The sequence below is a fragment of the Treponema sp. R6D11 genome (genome assembly GCF_054786075.1).
Genome location: NZ_BDHD01001066.1, coordinates 1 through 397 on the forward strand (window position 1 = coordinate 1; position 397 = coordinate 397).

The following is a 397-nucleotide window of genomic DNA, read 5'->3' on the forward strand; positions in this document are numbered from 1 at the left end:
AAGGTCCTACCCCCCCCGTACAAACCAATCGAAAAGAACCCCCACCCCATTCGCAAACCGCATAATCCCTATCCCTCGTCACCCCCGCAACATCTTCAACTATAGCCTTTCGCCTGCCGATAAGTTTGTTAAAAAGCGAAGATTTGCCAACATTCGGGCGCCCGATAACTGCTACAGTTTGCATTATGCACCTGCCCCCAAAAGCAATAACAACGATGCCTCAATATATTTTTTAGGGCTCGGTATCTGTCTCGCCGTGCCAATTATTTCAGCAATTTCTTTCATAATAAATAAAAGCTTTTTATTATCATAATCAGTCCCCCCATCAAAAGCTTGCATGCGGTATATCTTCTAGCAAGTATCAAATATATTGCTTGCAAATACTATGGGATTATTC

The 397-nt window shown here is 42.8% G+C and carries 2 protein-coding genes; both read right to left on the reverse strand.

The window, feature by feature from the left end:
• The coding region (locus ACYVTD_RS17510; protein WP_461248903.1) for a GTPase at nt 1–184 on the reverse strand (184 nt) is incomplete at its 3' end.
• A complete protein-coding gene (locus ACYVTD_RS17515; protein ID WP_461248904.1) occupies nt 184–339 on the reverse strand; it encodes a hypothetical protein in 156 nt (51 codons plus the stop codon). The genes ACYVTD_RS17515 and ACYVTD_RS17510, both read right to left, overlap by 1 nt.
• Nucleotides 340–397 lie beyond the last annotated feature (58 nt).

What these genes read in the sequence shown, in the direction of transcription:
- ACYVTD_RS17515 (WP_461248904.1), bottom strand. Translation starts at nt 339, where the DNA reads ATGCAAGCTTTTGATGGGGGGACTGATTATGATAATAAAAAGCTTTTA.